The sequence below is a fragment of the Roseomonas indoligenes genome (assembly GCF_017813365.1).
Taxonomy (GTDB): Bacteria; Pseudomonadota; Alphaproteobacteria; order Acetobacterales; family Acetobacteraceae; genus Roseomonas; species Roseomonas indoligenes.
Genome location: NZ_JAGIZA010000004.1, coordinates 310,738 through 331,459 on the forward strand (window position 1 = coordinate 310,738; position 20,722 = coordinate 331,459).

The 20,722-nt window shown below is 69.9% G+C and carries 17 protein-coding genes; 9 read left to right on the forward strand and 8 right to left on the reverse strand.

From position 1 onward, the window contains the following. Nucleotides 1-13 precede the first annotated feature (13 nt). Nucleotides 14-1,132 (forward strand): S-(hydroxymethyl)glutathione dehydrogenase/class III alcohol dehydrogenase, encoded by a 1,119-nt coding sequence (locus J5Y10_RS08935; RefSeq protein WP_209372783.1) that lies wholly within the window; start codon nt 14-16, stop codon nt 1,130-1,132. A gap of 15 nt (nt 1,133-1,147) precedes the next feature. After that, entirely contained in the window at nt 1,148-2,320 is a 1,173-nt protein-coding gene (locus J5Y10_RS08940) for a 2-methylaconitate cis-trans isomerase PrpF family protein (protein WP_209372785.1), read from the forward strand. An 84-nt stretch (nt 2,321-2,404) separates the two neighbouring features. On the opposite strand, the gene J5Y10_RS08945 is transcribed toward J5Y10_RS08940, so the two are convergent. The 3 genes from J5Y10_RS08945 to J5Y10_RS08955 form a co-directional block, all read right to left on the reverse strand. After that, nucleotides 2,405-2,968, reverse strand: coding sequence for a hypothetical protein (locus tag J5Y10_RS08945; RefSeq protein ID WP_209372787.1), 564 nt, complete (start codon nt 2,966-2,968; stop codon nt 2,405-2,407). Then, a complete protein-coding gene (locus J5Y10_RS08950) occupies nt 2,968-3,306 on the reverse strand; it encodes a hypothetical protein (RefSeq protein ID WP_209372789.1) in 339 nt (112 codons plus the stop codon). The genes J5Y10_RS08945 and J5Y10_RS08950 overlap by 1 nt, the downstream gene beginning before the upstream one ends. Before the next feature lie 66 nt (nt 3,307-3,372). Then, on the reverse strand, nt 3,373-4,278 hold the full coding sequence (locus J5Y10_RS08955) for a polysaccharide deacetylase family protein (protein WP_209372791.1): 906 nt from the start codon (nt 4,276-4,278) through the stop codon (nt 3,373-3,375). Between the two features lie 137 nt (nt 4,279-4,415). Here J5Y10_RS08955 and cydD point away from each other — a divergent pair, with 137 nt between their 5' ends. The 6 genes from cydD to bfr all read left to right on the forward strand — a co-directional run bounded on the left by cydD (nt 4,416) and on the right by bfr (nt 11,069). Beyond that, nucleotides 4,416-6,098: a thiol reductant ABC exporter subunit CydD gene (gene cydD / locus J5Y10_RS08960; RefSeq protein ID WP_209372792.1), complete on the forward strand. Its 1,683-nt coding sequence runs from the start codon at nt 4,416-4,418 to the stop codon at nt 6,096-6,098. After that, the gene (gene cydC, locus J5Y10_RS08965) at nt 6,095-7,759 is read left to right on the forward strand and encodes a thiol reductant ABC exporter subunit CydC (protein ID WP_209372793.1); all 1,665 of its coding nucleotides are present in this window, start codon (nt 6,095-6,097) and stop codon (nt 7,757-7,759) included. Before cydD ends, cydC begins: the two co-directional genes overlap by 4 nt. Before the next feature lie 168 nt (nt 7,760-7,927). Further along, entirely contained in the window at nt 7,928-8,320 is a 393-nt protein-coding gene (locus J5Y10_RS08970) for an OmpA family protein (protein WP_209372794.1), read from the forward strand. Between the two features lie 22 nt (nt 8,321-8,342). Beyond that, nucleotides 8,343-10,172, forward strand: coding sequence for a DNA helicase RecQ (gene recQ / locus J5Y10_RS08975; RefSeq protein WP_209372795.1), 1,830 nt, complete (start codon nt 8,343-8,345; stop codon nt 10,170-10,172). Nucleotides 10,173-10,292: 120 nt separating this feature from the next. After that, nucleotides 10,293-10,499, forward strand: a complete 207-nt coding sequence (locus tag J5Y10_RS08980; RefSeq protein WP_209372796.1) for a (2Fe-2S)-binding protein — start codon at nt 10,293-10,295, stop codon at nt 10,497-10,499. An 81-nt stretch (nt 10,500-10,580) separates the two neighbouring features. After that, nucleotides 10,581-11,069 (forward strand): bacterioferritin, encoded by a 489-nt coding sequence (gene bfr, locus J5Y10_RS08985; RefSeq protein WP_209372797.1) that lies wholly within the window; start codon nt 10,581-10,583, stop codon nt 11,067-11,069. 75 nt (nt 11,070-11,144) lie between these two features. On the opposite strand, the gene J5Y10_RS08990 is transcribed toward bfr, so the two are convergent. The 5 genes from J5Y10_RS08990 to J5Y10_RS09010 all read right to left on the reverse strand — a co-directional run bounded on the left by J5Y10_RS08990 (nt 11,145) and on the right by J5Y10_RS09010 (nt 19,101). Further along, nucleotides 11,145-12,875 carry an ABC transporter ATP-binding protein/permease gene (locus J5Y10_RS08990; RefSeq protein ID WP_209372799.1) on the reverse strand — a complete coding sequence of 577 codons (1,731 nt, stop codon included), beginning with the start codon at nt 12,873-12,875 and terminating at the stop codon, nt 11,145-11,147. A 57-nt stretch (nt 12,876-12,932) separates the two neighbouring features. Beyond that, the gene (locus tag J5Y10_RS08995) at nt 12,933-13,208 is read right to left on the reverse strand and encodes a DUF3253 domain-containing protein (protein ID WP_209372801.1); all 276 of its coding nucleotides are present in this window, start codon (nt 13,206-13,208) and stop codon (nt 12,933-12,935) included. A gap of 93 nt (nt 13,209-13,301) precedes the next feature. Beyond that, the gene (locus J5Y10_RS09000; RefSeq protein ID WP_209372803.1) at nt 13,302-14,447 is read right to left on the reverse strand and encodes an OmpA family protein; all 1,146 of its coding nucleotides are present in this window, start codon (nt 14,445-14,447) and stop codon (nt 13,302-13,304) included. A 230-nt stretch (nt 14,448-14,677) separates the two neighbouring features. Next, a complete protein-coding gene (locus J5Y10_RS09005) occupies nt 14,678-15,805 on the reverse strand; it encodes an OmpA family protein (protein WP_209372805.1) in 1,128 nt (375 codons plus the stop codon). 374 nt (nt 15,806-16,179) lie between these two features. After that, nucleotides 16,180-19,101: an FAD-binding and (Fe-S)-binding domain-containing protein gene (locus J5Y10_RS09010; RefSeq protein ID WP_209372807.1), complete on the reverse strand. Its 2,922-nt coding sequence runs from the start codon at nt 19,099-19,101 to the stop codon at nt 16,180-16,182. Between the two features lie 137 nt (nt 19,102-19,238). On the opposite strand from J5Y10_RS09010, the gene J5Y10_RS09015 reads away from it, so the two are divergent. Next, a complete protein-coding gene (locus J5Y10_RS09015; protein ID WP_209372809.1) occupies nt 19,239-20,423 on the forward strand; it encodes a pyridoxal-phosphate-dependent aminotransferase family protein in 1,185 nt (394 codons plus the stop codon). The last annotated feature ends 299 nt before the right edge of the window (nt 20,424-20,722 follow it).

Consider the following 20,722-nt stretch of genomic DNA (forward strand, 5'->3'; position numbering starts at 1 on the left):
GAGCCGCCGCGCCGTGAAGACCCGTGCCGCCGTTGCCTGGGAGGCGAACAAGCCCCTCACCATCGAGACCGTGGACCTTGAGGGCCCGAAGCCGGGCGAGGTGCTGCTGGAGATCATGGCGACGGGCGTCTGCCATACCGATGCCTACACGCTCTCCGGCCTGGATTCGGAGGGCAAGTTCCCCTGCATTCTCGGGCATGAGGGCGCGGGCATCGTGCGCGAGGTGGGCGCGGGGGTAACGAGCGTGAAGCCGGGCGACCACGTGATCCCGCTCTACACGCCGGAGTGCCGGAACTGTAAGACCTGTCTCTCCCAGCGCAGCAATCTCTGCACCGCCATCCGTTCCACCCAGGGGCAGGGCGTAATGCCGGATGGCACGTCGCGCTTCTCCTGCGACAGCCCGAACAAGCCGATGTGGCACTACATGGGCTGCAGCACCTTCTCCAACTTCACCGTGCTGCCGGAGATCGCGGTCGCGAAGGTCCGTGAGGACGCGCCCTTCGACAAGATCTGCTACATCGGCTGCGGCGTCACCACCGGCCTCGGCGCCGTGATCTACACGGCAAAGGTGCGGCCCGGATCGAACGTGGTGGTCTTCGGCCTTGGCGGCATCGGGCTGAACGTGATCCAGGGCGCGCGCATGGTGGGCGCCGACCGCATCATCGGCGTGGACCTGAACCCGGCCAAGGCCGAGATGGCCAGGAAGTTCGGCATGACCCATTTCGTGAACCCGGACGAGGTCGGGCGCGACAAGGTGGTGCAGGCGATCCAGGACCTGACCGATGGCGGCGCCGACTACTCCTTCGAGTGCGTTGGCAACGTGCACACCATGCGTCAGGCGCTGGAGTGCTGCCATCGCGGCTGGGGCGAGAGCATCATCATCGGCGTCGCACCTTCCGGTACCGAGATCTCCACGCGTCCCTTCCAGCTCGTCACCGGCCGCGTCTGGAAGGGCTCGGCCTTCGGCGGCGCCCGCGGGCGCACGGATGTGCCGAAGATCGTGGACTGGTACATGGAGGGGAAGATCGACATCGACAGCCTGATCACCCACACCATGCCGCTGGACCGGATCAACGACGCTTTCGACCTGATGCACGAGGGCAAGTCGATCCGCAGCGTCGTCACCTTCTGACCGGGGGCTGAGGCCATGGACCAGCGCCCCATCTCCGCCGTGTTCATGCGCGGCGGAACGAGCAAGGCGCTGATGCTCCATGCCCGGGACCTGCCGGAGGAGCAGACGGCCTGGGAACCGATCCTCACGGCCGCCCTCGGCAGCCCCGATCCCTATGGGCGCCAGCTGGACGGCATGGGCGGGGGTGTCTCCTCCCTCTCCAAGGCCTGCATCATCGGTCCGCCGAGCCGGTCCGATGCGGACCTGGACTACACGTTCGCCCAAGTCCAGATCCGCGAGGCGCGGGTGGAGTGGCGGCAGAACTGCGGCAACATGTCCTCCGCCGTCGGCCCCTTCGCGGTGGAGGAGGGACTGGTCCGGGTGCCGGACGGGGACGCGACCGTCCGCATCCACAACACGAACACGGCGAAGATCATCCACGCACATTTCGGCGTCTCCGGCGGGATGCCGCGCTACGCCGGCGACCTCGCCATCCCCGGCGTGTCCGGCACGGGGGCGCCGGTTCGCCTGGACTTCCTCGACCCCGGCGGGGCCAGCACCGGGCGGCTGCTCCCCACGGGCCAGCCGCTCGACGTCCTGACGCTGGAGGACGGCTCGCGCATCGAGGCGTCGCTGGTGGATGCGGCGAATGCCTGCGTCTTCGTCCGCTCCCGCGATATCGGGATGGATGGCACGGAACTGCCGGATGCGATCGAGGCGCGGGCCGATGTCATGGCCCGCCTGCAGGCGATCCGCGCCGCCGCGTCCGTCGCCATGGGCATCGCGCCGGACCTTGAAGCGGCCCGCAAGATCTCAGCCATTCCTTTCGTCGGCTTTCTCAGCCCCGCAGCGGCCTTCACGGATCTCACGGCGACCGGGATACGGGCGGAAGCCATGGACCTCGCAGCGCGGATCATCTCCAACGGCCAGCCGCACCGGGCTCTGCCGCTCACGATCTCGCTCTGCACCGCCGTCGCCGCCCGGATCGCCGGCACGGTCGCGGCGGAGTACCTGTCACCCGGCGCGGGGGAGGGCCCGATCCGGCTCGGCATGCCCTCCGGCATCCTCACGGTGGGCGCCGATGTCGGGCGCGACACCGGCGGTGCCTGGCACGCCCGCTCCGGCTCGTTCTATCGAACGGCGCGGCGGCTCTTCGACGGCAGGGTCTGGGTTCCTGCGAGCGCGTGGTCGCCGACGCCAGGTCGTTGAGCTGGATCAACAAGGCTTTCCGACCGACATGCGGCGGCCACCCGATCCGCTCCGGCACCGTCTTCCGGCGCCGACAGTGTCCTCCTAGCCGCCATTCCGAGCCCGTGCGGCCGCGAGCCGCCGGGCCAGTCGCGGGTCGTCCGGCAGCGGCGGCTTCGGCGCGAAATCCGCGAAGGCCTGCGCCATTTCTGTGAAGCTCCGGTCCATTCCACCGCCGCTGAGGGTCAGGTGCCCGAAGCCGAGCCCCCGATTGCCCCAGGCCTGGAAGCGCTGAAGTGGTCCCGGCCGGTAGGCGGCCGGGTCCTTCAGCCAGATCGTGACGAAGTCCGAGTTGATGTAGCGTCGGCGCTGCCAATGCTCCAACGCATTCCAGGGAATCGGCCGATCGGACCACCGGCTCCAGGTCACGCCGGCCGCATCGATCACCAGCAGCGGGCGCCGCTGCAGGGCAAGGATCAGGCTCAGCACCATCCAGACGACGATCGGTGCCGCGATCAGCGCGCTGATGATCCGCAGCACGAGTGGGGCCGCGGGGTGGACCACAAGCGCGGCAAGGATGAGGGAGACGAGCGGTGCCATGGCGGCGATTACCACCACCATGCTGCGCCGGTTCGGGTAGGCCACGAAGGCCGGGCGCTCCGGCTTCATCACGACGCCGGCCAGCTGTAGCGCAAGGCCAGGGGAAAGGCCGCGACGCAGAAGGCGGCCGAGATCGCGCACATCAGGATCACGGCCAGGTTCTTCATGCCCTCGTGCCGCCCCCGATCCTTCCCGGCCCAGCCCTCGGCCGCCCAGCGGAGAGGCCGTTTTAGCACCAGCCACAGAAGGTAGAGGGCGACCAGGATGAGGGCGGCAACCTCCTTCTGCAGCCAGTTGCCCCATCTCGGCGGTGCCAGCACGGCCATGCCGACGCCGCCGGCGATGCAGATCAGGATCACGTAGCCCATGCCGATCCCGCGCCAGTCGAGAAGATCGCGCTCCGTCATTCCTCCGGCATCGCGGGGGAATGCGGCCGAAATGGGAAAGCGCCGGTCACGAATTCGCGTGCCGAACTACTCCGGCAGACGTCCGGAAGGCAGGGCGGCGGCGTGATCGTAAACGCCGCCGGCGGTGGTGATCCAAACTGTGTCCCGATGGGCCGCCACATGGCCCAGCGCCCGGCGCAGCGCCCGCATTCGATAGGGCTGGCCGACGATGTAGGGGTGCAGCGCGATCCCCATGACCTGCGGCACCCCGACCCGCACCTGGCGCAGCCGCTCGTCGAAATCGTCCACGATCATTTCCGCAAACTGCGCGGCCCCGTCCTTGCGTGCGACAATCGAGGGGATGTCGTTCACCTCCTGCGGATAGGGCACGGCCAGGATCCGGCCCGCGCGCGTGGCGTGCCAGACAGGCTGGTCGTCGCTGCACCAGTTCAGCGTGTAGCGATAGCCGGCCTCCGCCAGCAGGTCCGGGGTAACGCGACTCTCCGCGATCCATGGGGAAAGCCAGCCGCGCGGCGCGGCGCCCTCGTGCCGTGCGATGGCCGCGGTGGATTCCGTGATCAGCGCCCGCTCCTCGGCCTCCGCCAGGACAGACTGCCGCTCGGAATTCGTGCGCCCATGCCCGGCGATCTCGTCGCCCCGGGCGCGGTGCGCGGCAACCAGTTCGGGGGCGTGGTCATACATCGCGCTGTTCAGCAGCACGGTGCAGGGCAGGGAGAGCTCGTCCAGCGCCTCGATCAGCCGCCAAGCGCCTACCCGGTTTCCGTAGTCACGCCAGGCGTGGTTCAGCACATCGGGCTGCAGCCCGCCTCCGCTGTTCGCCCCGGGCGCCAGCTCCGCACCCAGCCCCTCGCCGAAGGCGAAGTGTTCCAGGTTCACGCCGAGATAGACGGCCAGCCTCGCCCCGCCCGGCCAGGTCCATTGCGGCCGGCCGCGCCAGGGGTGATAGCCGTGCCGGCCATGGGTGGGGAGCATCGCGGGGCCTCGCCTGGGGAACCGGGCCGCGGGTGCAGCCGCCGTGCCGCCCGGTTCGCCATCCTGTGCGGCATTCGGCGGCGGCACGATCGTCCCGCATTTCGCCCGGTGGCACTTTGCCCTAGAAACGCGCCGCGATGCCCAGACGCGCCGGCAAAGATCCCCAACAGGCCCAGGCCCGTGCCCTCCTCGCCGCCGCGGCGAAGGAGGGGCGCGCGGCCCTGCTTCCGCCCATCCTGCTCGGCCTGGCTGCCGCCGCATGTGGGATCGCGCAGGCCTGGCTGGTGGCACGGCTCCTTACCGCGCTGCTCGGCTACGGAGAGGCGGGCTGGGATGTGCTGGGCGGTGCCGCGGCCCTGGCCTTGCTGCAAATCAGCCTGAACGTCACGCAGGAGGCGCTGGCCGCCCGTGCCGGCGAGGCGACCCGTGCCTCCCTGCGCCGGCGCCTCTTCTCCCGCCTGCTCGCCGAGCCTCCGGGAAGCCGCCCGGCGGGGGAGGGCGCCTCCCTGCTCGTGGATCGGGTTGAGGCGATGGACGGCTACTTCGCCCGCTGGATGCCGGCCGCCGCCCTCGCCATCGCCGCCCCGCTCCTCGTCGCCTTTGCCGCCGCCCTGGCCGATCCGCTGAGCGGCGTGATCCTGATGGCGGCCGGGCTGATGGTGCCGCTGGGCATGGCCCTTTCCGGCATCGGTGCCGCGGTGGCCAGCCGCAGGCAGTTCGATGCCCTGCAGCAGCTTTCCGGCCGCTTCCTGGACCGGATGCGCGGCCTGCCCACCCTCGTGCTGTTCCGCCGGCAGGAGGACGAGGCGCGCGCCCTCGACCGGGCGGCGGAGGAGTTGCGGGCCCGGACCATGAAGGTCCTGCGCCTCGCCTTCCTCTCCACCGGCGCGCTGGAACTGATCGCCGCGGCGGTGCTGGGCTGCCTGGCCTGGCGGCACGGCACCCTGGCAGCGGCCGGTCATCCCATGCCGCAGGCGGCGCTGTTCTGCCTGCTGCTGGTGCCCGCCTTCTTCTCGCCCTTCCGCTCCTTCTCCGTCGCTTATCACGAGCGCCTCTCCGCGCAGGGCGCGGCCGCGGCCCTGGCGCCGCTGGTCACGGCGGATGAAGGACCGGGCCTGCGCCTGGAGGAGGTACCGCCGAGCGTTACCCTGGTGGTGGACCATCTCTCGCACCGCCCCGATCCGTCCCGCCCCATGGCGCTGGAGGACATCTCCTTCCGCGTGTTGCCGAACGAGGCGCTCGTCCTCTCCGGACCCAGCGGGGCCGGCAAGTCCACGGTCCTGAAGCTTCTCATGGGCTTTGCCGCCCCGGAATCCGGCCGCATCGCGCTGAACGGGCGCGACGCGCTGGCCCTGGCTCCGGCCGAGCGGCGCCGGCTGATCGCCTACCTGCCGCAGCGTCCCGTGCTTCTGCGCGCCACGCTCCGCGAGAACATCCGCCTCGGCCGGCCGGAAGCGGATGACGCCGCAGTGGAAGCCGCAGCCCGGGCCGCCCAGGTCATGGGCTTCGTGGAGGCTCTGCCGGCCGGGCTGGACACGGTCGTGGGGGAGGGGGGGCATGGCCTCTCCGGCGGGCAGCGGCTGCGCGTGGCCCTCGCGCGCGCCTTCCTGCGGGATGCGCCGCTGATCCTACTGGACGAGCCCACCGCCGGTCTCGACCCGGCCACGGAAGCCGAGGTTCTCGATAGCCTCCGCCGCCTCTGCACTGGGCGCACCGCGATTATCGCCAGCCACTCCGCCGCGCTCCGCGCTCGCTTCCCGAAGGTGCTGGAACTGCGCGATGGCCGCGCGGTGCCGCCGCGCCGGGCGGCCGTGCCATGAGGGCGGCGCGCGACCTCCTTCGCATCCTCGGTCTCTGGCGATCGCGCGCAGGATGGCTCGTCTTCGGCGTCCTGGCCGCCTGCGCCTCCGCCCTTGCCGGGCTGGCGCTGCTGGCCCTTGCCGGTGCGGGCGTCTCGAGCGGGCTGGCGACCGGCACGCTCGCCGCCGGAATGGGATCGCTCCTCCTGCTGCGGCCCCTGATCCTCGTTCGTCCCCTGCTCCGCTGGGGCGAGCGGATGGCGACCCACGAAGCCACTTTCCGCGCCCTGGCCGACACGCGCAGCTGGTTCTTCCGTCGTCTCGCCGGCCGCCTCTCGGCCGGCCCCGGCCTCACCCGCTCCGGCGACCTCCTGGGACGGCTCGTGACGGATGTGGAGGCGCTGGACGGCCTCTATCTCCGCGCCCTCGTGCCGATGGCCGCAGCCGCCTCGGTGGTGCTGGCTGTCGCCGTGATCCTCGGGCGCCTCTCGCCGGGGCTGGCGGCGATCGTGGCCCTGCCGCTCGCCCTCGCCCTCCTGCTGCCCGTGCTCGTCGCACCCGTCGCGGCCCGCGCCGCCGCCGGCCTCGCGGCTTCCACCGGGGGGCTCCGCGCGGAGGCGACAGAGCCGTTGACGGCCATGGAGGACATCCTCGCCGCCAATGCCGAGGGCCGCGCCCTGGCCGGGGTGGAGGGTGCCGCGGCCGGGATGGACGCCGCCCGCCGGCGCGTGACCCGCGCCGGTTCGCTCGGCGCCGCCGCGGGAACGCTGCTGACGCAGGCGGCGCTGCTCGGCGCGCTGGCCTGGGGCCTCCTCGAGGGAGGCGCCAGCGCCGGGCCAGTGGTGGTCGCCCTGTTTCTTGTCCTCGCCGCGACCGATGCGCTGGGCGCCCTGCCGCGCGCCGGCGCTGCCCTTGCCCTCGCCGGTGCCGGGGCGCGCCGGCTGCTGGAGACGGCCGACGCGCCCGTGCCCGTGCCGGATCCGCCCGCCTCCGTCATCTCCGCCACCCCGGCCGGCCACGCGATCACCATCCGGGACCTGCGATTCACCTGGGCGCCGGACAGGGCCCCTGTCTTCGAGGGTCTCTCGCTCGACCTACCGGAAGGGGCGCGCATCGCCCTTCTCGGCCCCTCGGGCTCTGGCAAGTCCACCCTGGCCGCGCTGCTGCTGAAGCTGGCCGCGCCGCAGGTAGGCACGATCACCCTTGGCGGCGCCGATTACGCCACCCTTTCGGCCGACGCCGTCCGCACCCGCATCGCCTGCCTGACGCAGGAGGCGACGCTCTTCGACGACAGCATCGCCGCCAACCTTCGCCTCGCCGCGCCGGACGCACCGGAGGCGGACCTCTGGGCTGCGCTGGAGAAGGCGCGGGTGGCGGAGCTCGTTCGCGCCCTGCCGGAAGGGCTGGAGACGCGGTGCGGCGAGGCCGGAGCCCGCTTCTCCGGTGGTCAGGCGCGGCGGATCGCGCTCGCCCGGGCTCTGCTCTCCCCGGCCTCCGTCATCATCCTGGACGAGCCGACCGCCGGCCTGGACGCGGCCACCGAGCGCGCCTTCCTGGAGACGCTGGACACGGCGCTGGGCGGGCGCAGCGCCATCCTCATCACCCATCGCCTGATTGGGGTGGAGCGGCCGACGCGCATACTGCGCCTCGCAGGCCGACAGGCCCTTCCCGCCATGGCCTGAGAGGCTTCGTTGCGCGGCCGTGCCCTGCCGCGCCGGCCTCTGCCGCCCCATTTGAACGTCAGATCATGCCGCGCCCCGACTCACTTGCCGTAAACCGCCTGGAACGGATTGACCGACTCCTTCACGGCGCCGCCAAGGGGGAGCCCCGTCCACGCGAGGCTTCCCCCCATGCGGCGCACGCTGCTTTCGCTGGGCCTGAGCCTGGCCCTGCTCGCGGCCTGTGCCGCGGAGGACAACCTGGGGCAGCATCCGTCCTGGGTGGTCTTCTTCACGGAGGACGGAGCGGGAATGGATCCGGCCGCGCGCGCCGTGGTCTCGGAGGCGGCGTCGCTGGCCAACCGCAATCCGGCCGCGCCCGTGCTCGTCGCGGGCTTCGCCGACCCGGATGCCACCCGTGCCTACAACCGGGCCCTGTCGGAAATCCGGGCGCAGAACGTGGCGGCCGCGCTGGGCGAGGATGGGGTTGCGCCGGCCTGCATCACCGTCGCGCTGCGCGGCGGGGTGCCCTTTATCGCCTTCCCGGTCGAGAGCCGGCGCGTCGAGATCAAGGTCGGCCCCTGACCCCGGCCCGCGTGGGGGCGGCATGACCGCCGATCCTCGCAGGGTTCTGCACGACGTCTTCGGCTTCACGGATTTCCGGGGCCGGCAGGCGGAGATCGTCGAGCACGTCACCGGCGGCGGCTCCGGCCTTGTCCTCATGCCCACGGGTGGGGGAAAGTCGCTCTGCTACCAGGTGCCGGCCCTCTGCCGCCCGGGGCTGGGCGTCGTCGTCTCGCCCCTGATCGCGCTGATGGAGGATCAGGTCGCAGCCCTTCGCCAGCAGGGCGTGGCCGCCGCGGCGCTGCACTCCGGCCTGGATGAGGAGGAGCGCCGCCGCGTTTCCCTGGACCTGTCCAACGGCAAGCTGAAGCTCCTCTACGTCTCGCCGGAGCGTCTCGCGGTGGAGGGCACGGCGGAGCGGCTGGCCCGGGGCAACCTCGCGCTCTTCGCCGTGGACGAGGCGCACTGCATCTCCGCATGGGGCCACAACTTCCGCCCGGAATATCGCGGCCTGACGATGCTGGCCGAGCGCTTCCCGGAGGTTCCGCGCGTGGCGCTGACGGCAACGGCCGATGCGCGCACTGTGGACGACATCCGCGAGCGACTGTCCCTGACGGACGCCCCCGTCTTCCGCGGCAGCTTCGACCGGCCGAACATCCGCATCGAAGTAGCGCCGCGCGACAACGCCGCCGCCCAGATTGCCGCTTTCATGGACGAGGCCGGTGACGGCCGAGGCGCCGGCATCATCTACTGCCCCAGCCGCGCCGAAACGGAGCGCACCGCCGCCCGGCTGAAGAAGGACGGCTACGACGCGCTGCACTACCACGCCGGCATGGAAGCGGCCGACCGCCGCGCGGCGGAGCGCCGCTTCTCCTCCGGTGATCCGGTGGTGATGGCGGCCACCATCGCCTTCGGCATGGGTATCGACCGGCCAGACGTGCGCTGGGTGGCACATCTCGCCCTGCCCGGTGGGCCGGAGAGCTGGTACCAGGAGATCGGCCGCGCCGGGCGCGACGGCGCCGCGGCGCGCGCCATGCTGCTTTACGGCGCCGAGGATATCGCCGTGGCCCGGCGCCGCATCGCGGAGAGTCCCGCCGCCGACGGCCAGAAGCGTCTCGACCATGAGCGGCTGGACCGGCTGGTCGCCATCGTGGAGAGCGCCACGTGCCGCCGCCGCCTGCTGCTGCGCTGCTTCGGGGATGACCTGACAGAGGATTGCGGCAACTGCGATGCCTGCCTCAACCCGCCCCGGCTGGTGGACGCGACGGAGGCCGCGCGCAAGCTCCTCTCCGCCGTGCACAAGACCGGCGGACGCTTCGGGCTGGGCTATGTGGTGGACGTGCTGCGGGGCAAGCCGTTGGACCGGATCACCTCCCTCGGCCACGACAAGCTCTCGGTCTTCGGCATCGGACGGGACGTGGCGGAGGGTGCCTGGAAGAACATCGCCCGTCACCTGCTGGCCCACGGCGCCCTGGAACTGTCGAGCGACACCACCCTGCCGGTCTACCACGCGACCGAGGCCGCCCGCCCGATCCTGCGCGGGGAGGAGCCGGTGCTGCTGCAGGAACGCGCCCTGCGCGAGGCCGCTCGCGCCCCGCGCCGGGGCCGGGCCCGAGGCGCGCCCCACACCGTGTCCTTCACCGACGGGCCCGTGGAGACGGGCGTCTTCGACGCGCTTCGGGCCTGGCGGAAGGAGGAGGCCACGCGACAATCCGTTCCGGCCTACGTTATATTCCCCGACCGAACCCTGGCGGAAATTGCGGCCCAGCGGCCGCTGACCCTGGACGGACTGGCCGAGGTGCATGGCGTTGGCGCATCCAAGCTGGACCGCTACGGGCTGGACGTCCTGCGGGTGCTGCGCGACGCGGGGTAGGGGGACAGCCCTGGCTGTGACGAGCAGTTAACGCGAATGGCGATGAGAATTACTTGCATCCAGCCCCGCCTTTGGTAGAACCCTCTCGCTCGCAAGCGGCGAGGGGGAGCACTGCACGGCATGTATGTCTGCATCTGCAATGGCCTGACCGATAAGCACATCCAGACCGCCATCGCCTCAGGTGCCGCGCGCACCCATGACGTCTATTCGGCCTGTAATTGCAGGGCCCAGTGCGGCACCTGCACTATGAGCATCCTCTGCATGCTCCGGGAGAACCGGAACGGGAATGAGAATGCGGCTCAGGAGCCCGAGCCATTCGCGAATTAGTCGCAAAGGCTAATAAAAACAAACACTTGACCGGAAAAGCGCGAAGTTCCATCTCGGCTCCAGAAATTGGAGGCCCGAACGATGAGCGGCGACCCGAAGGTTATCGAATACCTAAACATCCAGCTCACCAATGAGCTGACGGCGATCAACCAGTACTTCCTGCATGCCCGCACCCTGAACCACTGGGGCGTGACCCGCCTGGGCAAGCACGAGTACGAGGAATCGATCGAGGAGATGCGCCACGCCGACTGGCTCATCAAGCGCATCCTCTTCCTCGACGGCCTGCCCAACGTGCAGCGCCTGAACCAGATTCTGATCGGCCAGTCCGTGAAGGAGGTGCTGGAGTGCGACTCCCGGCTTGAGCAGAAGGCCATCAACGACCTGAAGGAAGGCATCGCCCATTGCGAGGCCGTGCGGGACTACGTCTCCCGCGATCTGCTGCTGAAGATCCTGGCGGACGAGGAAAAGCACGAGGACTTCCTCCACGCCCAGTTCACCTTGATCGGCAAAATTGGCGAGGAGCGCTACACCCTCCTCAACTCTGACCCGGCGCCTGACCAGGAGCACTGATGGCCTCGGGGGGCTCTGCTCCCGCGGCCCGTTCCGGGGAATGGAAACATCGATCTCCTTTCCCCAGCTCCGCCTTCAGGCGGGCATGAGCTTCTGCCCTTCCACCCGCACCACCCGGTCATGGAAGGCCGCCACCGCGGGTCGATGGGCAATGGAGACAATGGCCGTCCCTGGCAGGCGTTCCCGGAGCAACGTGTAGAGTTGGCTTTCCGCCTCCGCGTCGAGGCTCGCCGTCGCCTCGTCCATGAAGAGCCAGGTGGGGCGGTGAAGAAGGGCGCGGGCAACGGCAAGGCGCTGCTGCTCGCCGCCGGAAAGCACCCGGTCCCAGTTCGCGGCCTCGTCCAGCTGCGGAACGAGGTGGCCGAGGCCGACTTCGGCTAGGGTGGCCCGCATCGCCGCGTCATCGAACTCCGTCGCGGCCGCCGGATAGGCGAGGCTTCGGCGTAGCGTTCCGATCGGCAGGTAGGGGCGCTGCGGTAGGAAGAGGGCCGGCTTCCCGGCCGGCAGGGCGATGCGCCCGGCCCCGAAGGGCCAGAGGCCGGCAAGGGCGCGGAACAGGGTGGACTTGCCGCTTCCGGACGGTCCGGTGACGAGCACCGCCTCGCCGGGTGCGACGGAGAGGGTGGCGTCTTTCAGCAGCTCGCGGCCGTTCGGCAGGTGCAGTTCCAGCGCGGTCGCCTCAAGACTGCTGCCGTTGGTGGCGTCCATGGCCGGGCCGCTTTGGACGGTTGCCTCCGCCTCCGCGATTGCGGCCTCGAAGCCGGTCAGGCGCTGCACCGTCGCCCGCCAGGAGGCGAGGTCCGTGTAGTTGCTGACGAACCAGGAGAGGGATTCCTGGACCGAGCCGAAGGCGGAGGAGGTCTGAATCAGCGCACCCAGGGGGATCTTGCCGGCGAAGAAGTTCGGCGCCGCCACGACCAGCGGGAAGATGCTCGCCACCTGGGAGAATCCGGCGGTGAAGAAGGAGACGTGCTTCGTCGCGCTCATGATGGCGCGCCAGTTGCCGATCACGGCGCCGAAGCGGTCATAAAGCCCGCGCCGCTCCTCCTCCTCGCCGCGATAGAGGGCGATGCCCTCCACGTTCTCCCGAACGCGGACCAGGGCGTAGCGGAAATCGGCCTCCACCTTCTCCTGAAGGAAGTTCAGCGGGATCAGCTTGCGCCCAATCAGGTGCGTGATCGCGGTGCCAATGGCCGAGTAGGCGAGCGCGACCCAGACCAGGTAACCCGGGATCTGCAGGCCGAAGACGGTGATGCCGTTCGACAGGTTCCAGAGCACGAGGATGAAGGAGAGCAGCGTGACCACGGCCCGCATCAGGCCGAGGCCGAGGGTGAGGTTGCTCTCCACGAAGAGCCGGGCGTCATCGGAGATGCGCTGGTCCGGGTTGTCCGTGCCGCCGTCCCGGATGGAGAGGCGGTAGTAGGCCTTGCGCCCCATCCAGCGGCGCAACAGGTCGTTCGTCAGCCAAGTGCGCCAGCGGATCTGCAGCGCCTGCTTCAGGTAGAGGGCATAGACGGCGACGAGGATGTAGAGCGCCGCGATGATGCTGAAGCCCGGCATGAAGGCGAAGTCGTCGGTTGGCGCGCCAAGGAGCAGGAGGTGGATGAAGCCGTTCCAGTCCTTCGTCTCGAGCGTGTTATAGAAGCCGCGCTGCCAGTAGGTGAGGATCACGTTCATCGCGACGAGCGCGAGGTTCAGGGCCACAACGACGGCCAGGAGCCCGCGCGCGGCCCAGCGATGCTCCCCGTTCCAGAAGGGGCGTGAGAGGGCCCAGGCGTCGCGGAGGGCGGCAAGTGTATGGCGCATGCGCGGGTGATCCGGCGGGAGTTCAAGCCGGTGAGTGTCCCCTACCGCCGTGCGCGGTCAATCCGCCGTCGGATTCGTTCCGGGCAGGCGCAGGCGGACGACGCCGTGCAGGGCTTCCGGCGCGACCGGCTTACCCTTTCGCAGCACCTCCAGCTGCCCTTCCTGCGCAAGCGCCATCGCCGCCTGCCGGATGGGGCCGAGCAGGGATTGCCAGCCTTCTTCGGCCAGGGCACGCGCGACGTCGCTTGGGGAAATGCTCCGCCCGGGCCCGCAAGCAGTGGTCTGGCGGAGGATCTCCGCCTTGATGGCGTCGCGGTCTGGCCGAGGTGTCATCGCGCAGGGTTAGGCCGGAACGCCGGGCAAAAGAAAGGGGCGGGACCTTTCGGTCCCGCCCCCTTCCAAGTCCCGTGACCGGGATCGTGCTGCTCAGCGCAGGACGATCTCGACGCGGCGGTTCTGCGGCTCGCGCACGCCGTCCGCGGTCGGCACCAGGGGGCGGCTCTCGCCGAAGGCCTGGATGGACATGGCGGAGCGGGGCACACCGCGGCGCGTCAGCTCGGCAGCGACGGCCTCGGCGCGGCGCATGGAGAGACGCTGGTTGTACTGCGGGGTGCCGGAGCGGTCGGCGTGGCCGGCCACCTCGATGCGGGTCGTGCCCGTGGAGGACACGGCCTGGGCGGCCTCGGCGATGATCTGGCGGGCGCGGTCCGTCAGGTCGGCGCGGTCGAAGTCGAAGAACACCAGGTAGGTGCGGGCCGGAGCTGGAGCAGCGGCCGGCATCGGCGCGGCGATCGGCGCGGGCGCCGGGCGCGGCTGGTTGAAAGCGTAGCGCAGGCCCAGCATCACGGAGTGATTCTCGGCCTCGTCAGCCTTGAAGCTGCCGCGGGCGATGGTGGCGCCGGCCGGGTTGGTGATGCGGCCCTCGAGGCGCGGCGAGAGCGTGCCCATGTAGCGGTACTCGAGGGTCGTGGTCAGGCCGGGGACCGCGGAGATCGGGAAGGCGAGACCCGCGATGCCCTGGTAGGCGAAGCGGCCATCCGTGTCGTCGATGCGGATGGTGCTGCCGCCGGCCTGGGCGCGGGTGGCGCGCACGCCGTCATACTCGGTCCAGATGTAGCCGGCGCCGGCGCCGATGTAGGGCTGCACAGGCAGGCCGGGGAAGGCGAAGTCGTAGAAGACGTTGCCCATCACGCCGTACTGGCGAATGTCGCCATCGATGCGGTTGAAGGCGCTGGTGCGGCCCGGGCCACCGAAGCCGCCGAACTTGTCGACGTTGTTCTCACGGTAGTTGCCCTCGACCTCGGCCCGGACGCCGTTGCCGAAGCCCCAGCCAAGCGAGAGAGCGCCGACCCAACCCGTGTTCTGGCGGGATTCGCCGTAGGAGGTGGTGGGCAGGCTGTTGAAGTAACCACGGTTGCCACCGCGACCCTCAAGGGTGCGGTCCATCAGCCAGTTCGCGCCACCACCGCCGGCGATGTAGAGGCCGGTGACGGGCGGGGCGCCGTTCTGGGCCATGGCGGACGCCGGAGCGGCGATAATGGTGGCGGCCAGAAGGGCCTTACGGAACGACATTAGTTCATCCTTCGTATGGTGGCGGGCCGCGTTCATTCAGGACGGCACATCCGAAATGCCAAATGCCCCCGGTGGTTTGGCGCCTCAACGCACAGCTTCGTCATACAAAGTCGCTGTTGCAGCGGCGCCACAGTTTTAATTCAGAATCAGAATGAATATGCCGGTAGGGAATAGGGGCGGGACCTTTCGGTCCCGCCCCCTTCCAAGTCCCGTGACCGGGATCGTGCTGCTCAGCGCAGGACGATCTCGACGCGGCGGTTCTGCGGCTCGCGCACGCCGTCCGCGGTCGGCACCAGGGGGCGGCTCTCGCCGAAGGCCTGGATGGACATGGCGGAGCGGGGCACACCGCGGCGCGTCAGCTCGGCAGCGACGGCCTCGGCGCGGCGCATGGAGAGACGCTGGTTGTACTGCGGGGTGCCGGAGCGGTCGGCGTGGCCGGCCACCTCGATGCGGGTCGTGCCCGTGGAGGACACGGCCTGGGCGGCCTCGGCGATGATCTGGCGGGCGCGGTCCGTCAGGTCGGCGCGGTCGAAGTCGAAGAACACCAGGTAGGTGCGGGCCGGAGCCGGAGCAGCGGCCGGCATCGGCGCGGCGATCGGCGCGGGCGCCGGGCGCGGCTGGTTGAAGGCGTAGCGCAGGCCAAGCAGAGCGCTGTGGTTAAAGTTCTCGAAGCTCACCGTGCTGCGCGTGGCAACGCCGGCGGCGTTGATCTGCGTTCCGCGAACCTCGGGCTTCGTGGTGCCGAAGAACCGGTACTCCGCCGTCAGGCTCAGCCCGGGGACGCCGAGCGGGAAGGCGACGCCGGCGATGCCCTGATAGGCGAACACGTCGTCGTCGTCATCCGCGGTGATGATCTGGGTGCGGCCAGGACGGAAGTCGCCACGCACGCCGTCGGCGTTCACGTGCGACCAGCCGATGCCGCCGCCGATATACGGCGTGAAGATCGGATTGGCCCAGCCGAACATCCGGAGGTCCATGTCGTAGATCACGTTCGCCATGGCGCCGGCCTGCCACAGCTTGCCGTCGTTGCGACGCGTGGAGAGGCCAGCGGCGGAGAAACCATGCAGGTCGTTCTGGCGGTAGAAGCCTTCGACCTCGGCGCGAAGGCCGTTGCCGAAGCCGAAGCCGATGGAGCCGAGGCCAACCCAGCCATTCTCCCAGTTCAGCTCGGTCTTGGTGCTGAGGCCAGCCGCGACGGCAGAGGCGCGGGCATTGCCGGCAAGCCGGTCCTCGGTGCCCTGCACGTAGTTGTAGCCGCCACCGCCGGCGATGTAGAGGCCGGTCACCGGCTGGGCCTTGGCCGCGAGCGGCAGCGCGAGCATGGTCGTCGCCAGGAGGGCGGAACGGAGCCGGGTCATCGTGGAGGTATTCCCTGGTAGGATGGTGACGCCGCCGGGGCGCCGCTTCATGCAGGGATGATGCACTGCGGCATGCTCCCGTTCAGCCCCCGCGCGGCAACATCAAACCGCTGTTGCAGGGATGCCACAGATTCTGTGCCGACCGTGGCAGAAACGCCCTCCGCAGGCTCTGAACCTCGTCTCCGTCCTGCCCCTGCCGGCCGCTCCAGCTTTGCCCGGCGACCGTAAGGACCCCGAATCGGGCCATGTCGGAAAGTGGCCAGCGCCCTCGGGCCGGACGGCTCCAAGGTGCCCGTCCGGCCTTGCCGCCGGGCATTTCAGGGCAAGGTGACGGGAAACTCGCTGCACCATCGTCCGGCACCGCCCCGCCGCGCTCACCCGCGCGTCTCCAGCGCCATGTCCAGGACCCGCACGCTGTGCAGGGCGGTGCGCCCGGTTAGCTCCGCGATCTGGTGCCGGCAGGAGGTCCCGTCCGCCACGATTAGCTCCTCCGCCGCCGCGGCCCGCACGGCCGGCGCGAGGGAAAGCTCGCCCATCGCCCTGGACACCTCCACCCGCCGTGAGTCGTAGCCGAAGGCTCCGGCCATCCCGCAGCAGGAGGAGGCAATCGGCTTCACCTCCAGCCCGGGCACGGAGCGCAAAGCCTTCACGGCGTCGGGGAAGGCGCCAAAGGATTTCTGGTGGCAGTGGCCATGGATGTGGGCGGCCGGGGCCACTGTGGTCAGCGGCAACTCCGCCTTTTCCCGGACGAGGAACTCCGACAGCAGCACTGCCCGCCCGGCGAGCCGGTCCGCCGGCTCGCCGGGAAGCAGCGAGCGGAACTCGTCGCGGAGGGTAAGAAGGCAGGAGGGCTCCAGCCCAACCACCGGCAGGTCAGAGGTGGAAAGCGCCTCCATCGTCCGTCGTGCCTCCGCCCGGGCCTGCTCCACCATGCCCGCCGCCAGCCAAGTGCGGCCGCAACACAGCGGGCGCTTGCCGTCGGCCGCGCGGGGCGCCACGGCGCGGTACCCGGCCGCCTCCAAAACCCGCCGCGCCGCGTGCAGGTTTTCCGGCTCGAAGTAGCGGTTGAAGGTATCGCCGAAGAGGATCACGTCGCCTCGCGGCGCCGGCGCGCCCGCTTCCCCGTCGCGATAGGGGCGGCTGGCAAAGCGGGGCAGGTTGCGGTCACGCGCGAAGCCCAGCGCACGCTCCCCGATCGCCCGAGCGCCCGGTACCCACTCCCTGGCATTGGCCAGCCAGGGCGCCCGCGAGGCCATCGGCGCCCAGTGCGGCAGCGAGGCGATGAGGCGATCCTTGGCGGAGACGCCGTGCTTACGGGCACGGGCGTGCTGCGCCTCGATCTTCATCTTCGCCATGTCCACGCCGGTCGGGCATTCCCGCCGGCAGGCCTTGCAGGAGACGCAGAGGGACATGGCCTCCGCCACCTCGTCCGATGCGAGGGCATCGGGGCCGAGCTGCCCGGTAAGGGCGAGCCGCAGCGTGTTGGCGCGCCCCCGCGTCAGGTCCCGCTCGTTCCGCGTGGCGCGGAAAGATGGGCACATGACATTCGCATCGAACTTCCGGCAGGTGCCGTTGTTGTTGCACATCTCCACGGCCCCGAGGAAACCGCCCTGCGGGCCCGGCCATGCCGACCAGTCAAGTACCGGCGCAACGGCCGGATCTGCTGCATAATTAGGGCCATATCGGAGGAGGCTGCGGTCATCCATCCGCGGCGGCCGAACGACCCGGCCGGGGTTCATCAACCCGGCTGGATCGAAGGCGTCCTTCACCGCCTCGAAGGCCCGGACGATCCGTGGACCGTACATCTCCTCGTGGAACTCGGAGCGGACGATGCCGTCCCCGTGCTCCCCGGAATGGCTGCCCTTGTATTCACGGACGAGGGCGAAGCACTCCTCGGCAATTTGTCGCATCCGCCGGACGTCGCCGCCATCCTTCATGTTCAGCACGGGGCGCACATGCAGGCAGCCAACGCTGGCATGGGCGTACCAGGTGCCCTTGGTGCCGTGGCGCTCGAAAACCTCGTTCAGCCGCTCCGTATAGTCCGCAAGATCCTCCAGCGGCACCGCCGTGTCCTCGATAAAGGAAACCGGCTTACCGTCCCCCTTCATGGACATCATGATGTTCAGCCCGGCCTCGCGCACCTCCGCCACCGCGGCCTGGAAGGCGGGGTCGATGCACTCCACCACCGCCCCGGGATAGCCGAGATCGGCCATCATCTCGTCGAGCCGCTTAAGATCCTGCGCGAGGATTGCGTCCTCATGACCATGAAATTCAACGATCAGCAGGCTGTCCGGCTCACCGATCACCATGCGGTCGATGGTCGGGCGGTAGATGTCGATGGAGCGGCCCAGGTCGATCATCGTCCGGTCCACCAGCTCCACCGCCTCGGGGTCGAGGGTGACAAGGTGGCGGGAGGCTGCCATGGCCGCGCGGAAGGTTGGGAACTGACAAATCCCGAGCGCCTTGCGCGGCTTGATCGGCCAGAGCTTCAGTTCCAGCCCTGCTGAGAAGGCGAGCGTCCCCTCGCTGCCGACGAGGATGCGCGCGAGATTTCCGCGCCCAGCAGCGCGCGCGTCGGGAGTTAGAGATTCAAGGGCGTAGCCACCGACCTTACGAAGGACCTTCGGGAAGCGTGCGGCAATTTCGGCGGCCTCCGCCGCCCCCAGGCTGCGCAGCCGGTTCACCAGCTCCGCCACATTGCCCGGGACGCCCTCGCCGAGGTTGTCCGGTAGGTCGCCGAAGGTGAAGCGTTCCCCGCCGGGAAGGATAGCGTCAATAGACGTCACGTTATCTGCCATCAGCCCATAGCGGATGGACTTGGATCCGCAGGAATTGTTGGCCGCCATCCCGCCGATGGTGCACCGGGCCCAGGTCGAGGGATCGACGGGAAAGAACAACCCGTCCTTCTTGAGGGCATCGTTCAGCGCGCCGAGGGCGATGCCCGGCTGCACCGTGGCGTGCAACGCCGCCCTGTCCACGGAAACAAGGTTCCGCAGGTGCCTGCTGCAGTCCAGCACGAGCGCCCGGTTCACGGTCTGGCCGCACTGGCTGGTCCCGCCCCCGCGTGGGAGAACGGGTACGCCCTCTTCCCGGCAGATCGCCATGGCGGCCGCCACGTCCTCGACCGTGCGGGGGACGAGAACGCCGACCGGTTCCACTTGATAGATGCTGGCATCCGTCGCGTAGCGCCCGCGGTCCCCGGCGCCGAACAGCACCTCCCCCTCGGTCTCCCGTTTCAGGCGGGCGGCGAGGCGGCTGTCGCCGGGGGTCAGGCGGGACCGGGTGATGGCATTCATGCGGGCGTCTCCTCCCGGCAAACTAGCCGGGCGGGACCGGCCCGTCGCATCCATAATGCTCATCAATGGAACGCGACGAACTCATTGGCGCCGCACGGGGCAGGGCGTTAGACCGGCGGTCAGAGCGGAGAGCGCCCATGGCCTATTTCACGAGCCGGACCGAGAACGGCCGACATTTTCTGCAGATCCCCGGCCCGAGCAACGTGCCGGACCGCGTGCTGCGGGCGCTCGACAACCCGACCATGGACCATCGCGGCCCGGATTTCGGTGTGCTGGGCAAGACCGTCCTGGAGAAGCTGAAGCCGGTCTTCGGCACCGAGCAGCCCGTGATCATCTACCCGGCCTCCGGCACCGGCGCCTGGGAAGCGGCTCTGGTGAACACTCTTTCGCCGGGAGATACCGTCCTGATGTGCGAGACGGGCTGGTTCGCCCATCTCTGGCAGGAGTTGGCTGAGAGGCTGGGCCTGAAGCCCCGGCTGCTGGAGACGGACTGGCGCCGCGCTGCCGACGTGCCGGCGATCGAGGCCGCGCTGCGCGCCGACAGGGCGCATGAGATCAAGGCGGTCTGCGTCGTCCACAACGAGACGAGCACCGGCTGCACCTCCCGTATCGATGAGGTGCGCCGGGCCATGGACGCGGCCGGCCACCCGGCGCTGCTGATGGTGGACACCATCTCCTCCCTCGGTTCGGTCGAGTTCCGGCACGACGACTGGGGCGTGGATGTCACCATTTCCGGCAGCCAGAAGGGGCTGATGCTGCCCCCCGGCATCTCCTTCAATGCCGTGTCGGCCAAGGCCCTGAAGGCGGCGGATACCGCTCGTCTGCCGCGCTCCTACTGGGATTGGAAGCCGATGCTGGCCTCCAACGCGACCGGCTACTTCCCCTATACCCCCGCCACCAACATGCTCTACGCGCTGGACGCGGCGCTCGACCTGCTGATGAACGAGGGGCTGGCGAATGTCTTCGCCCGGCATGAGCGCCATGCCGAGGCAACGCGCCGAGCCGTCCGCGCCTGGGGATTGGAGATCCAGTGCGAGGATCCCCGCCACTTCTCCCCCGTGCTCACCGCCGTGCGCGTGCCGGAGGGCCACTCGGCCAATGCCCTGCGCGGAGCCATCCTGGAGCGGTTCGACATGTCCCTCGGCAACGGCCTGGGGCGGCTGAACGATCGGGTCTTCCGCATCGGCCATCTCGGCGCGCTCAATGACCTCACGCTGCTCGGGGCGCTCGGCGGGGTGGAGATGGGGCTGCGCGTGGCTGGGGTCCCGCACAGCGCGGGCGGGGTGAAGGCTGCCATGGACCTCCTCTCCGGCAACGCCTGATAGACGCCGCGCCGCCCGGGACAACCTTTCCGCTAGCACGAGGTTGTCCCGAAAAGGGCTGAGGAGGAGCGGCATGCTCCTGGCAGGGTCGGGTTCGGCAGCGGGCGTTGCGAAGATGTCGCCCGTTCCGTTTATTGGCGGGGGTGCCTTGCGCGGCCCGGCAGCGGAGGACAGGGTAACGGGTCAGTGGGCCGGAACGATGGGAGTCGTCGGGACATCGATGGCCTTCAACCCAGCCTCTGGCCCCTGAAGCAGTGAGTTCCAGCTTGTTCTTGACCGGGTTCCAGAGAACGGCCTTG

Excerpts from the sequence above, each read along its gene's own strand:
- J5Y10_RS08940 (WP_209372785.1), top strand. The coding sequence starts at position 1,148 with ATGGACCAGCGCCCCATCTCCGCCGTGTTCATGCGCGGCGGAACGAGC.
- J5Y10_RS08945 (WP_209372787.1), bottom strand. The coding sequence starts at position 2,968 with ATGAAGCCGGAGCGCCCGGCCTTCGTGGCCTACCCGAACCGGCGCAGC.
- J5Y10_RS08950 (WP_209372789.1), bottom strand. The coding sequence starts at position 3,306 with ATGACGGAGCGCGATCTTCTCGACTGGCGCGGGATCGGCATGGGCTAC.
- J5Y10_RS08955 (WP_209372791.1), bottom strand. The coding sequence starts at position 4,278 with ATGCTCCCCACCCATGGCCGGCACGGCTATCACCCCTGGCGCGGCCGG.
- cydD (WP_209372792.1), top strand. The coding sequence starts at position 4,416 with ATGCCCAGACGCGCCGGCAAAGATCCCCAACAGGCCCAGGCCCGTGCC.
- cydC (WP_209372793.1), top strand. The coding sequence starts at position 6,095 with ATGAGGGCGGCGCGCGACCTCCTTCGCATCCTCGGTCTCTGGCGATCG.
- J5Y10_RS08970 (WP_209372794.1), top strand. The coding sequence starts at position 7,928 with ATGCGGCGCACGCTGCTTTCGCTGGGCCTGAGCCTGGCCCTGCTCGCG.
- recQ (WP_209372795.1), top strand. The coding sequence starts at position 8,343 with ATGACCGCCGATCCTCGCAGGGTTCTGCACGACGTCTTCGGCTTCACG.
- J5Y10_RS08980 (WP_209372796.1), top strand. The coding sequence starts at position 10,293 with ATGTATGTCTGCATCTGCAATGGCCTGACCGATAAGCACATCCAGACC.
- bfr (WP_209372797.1), top strand. The coding sequence starts at position 10,581 with ATGAGCGGCGACCCGAAGGTTATCGAATACCTAAACATCCAGCTCACC.
- J5Y10_RS08990 (WP_209372799.1), bottom strand. The coding sequence starts at position 12,875 with ATGCGCCATACACTTGCCGCCCTCCGCGACGCCTGGGCCCTCTCACGC.
- J5Y10_RS08995 (WP_209372801.1), bottom strand. The coding sequence starts at position 13,208 with ATGACACCTCGGCCAGACCGCGACGCCATCAAGGCGGAGATCCTCCGC.
- J5Y10_RS09000 (WP_209372803.1), bottom strand. The coding sequence starts at position 14,447 with ATGTCGTTCCGTAAGGCCCTTCTGGCCGCCACCATTATCGCCGCTCCG.
- J5Y10_RS09005 (WP_209372805.1), bottom strand. The coding sequence starts at position 15,805 with ATGACCCGGCTCCGTTCCGCCCTCCTGGCGACGACCATGCTCGCGCTG.
- J5Y10_RS09010 (WP_209372807.1), bottom strand. The coding sequence starts at position 19,101 with ATGAATGCCATCACCCGGTCCCGCCTGACCCCCGGCGACAGCCGCCTC.
- J5Y10_RS09015 (WP_209372809.1), top strand. The coding sequence starts at position 19,239 with ATGGCCTATTTCACGAGCCGGACCGAGAACGGCCGACATTTTCTGCAG.